This is a genomic window from Pseudoalteromonas sp. SR41-8 (assembly GCF_014163915.1).
Lineage (GTDB): Bacteria > Pseudomonadota > Gammaproteobacteria > Enterobacterales > Alteromonadaceae > Pseudoalteromonas > Pseudoalteromonas rhizosphaerae.
The window spans coordinates 1-257 of the sequence record NZ_JACJEE010000112.1; the positions used below are offsets into that span (position 1 = coordinate 1).

Genomic DNA, 257 nt, shown 5'->3' on the forward strand with positions numbered 1-257 from the left:
CGCGATTGGTTATTCGAACCATCGCTGATAGTCACACTGACACTGGCATTGGCTTCTGCGCCAGAGCCGGTGATCAATACACTGCCATCTTCTACAGCATTGATCCGGCCATCAACCTCAATCGGGGTGGCAATCGTCAAGGCATTCGGTGCTGCGTTATCTAAAATCACTGAGGTGCTGGTTGCACTGGAGGTGTTACCCGCCGCATCAGATTGTGTGGCGCTGACGGTGAGCGTGCCATTATTAAAGCTGCTGAC

General features: G+C 52.9%; 1 protein-coding gene. It reads right to left on the bottom strand.

Features of this window, described 5'->3' with window-relative positions; translation table 11 throughout:
• Positions 1–257 (bottom strand): hypothetical protein (locus H5162_RS21215; RefSeq protein ID WP_182779460.1); only part of this gene is annotated, 257 nt, incomplete at both ends.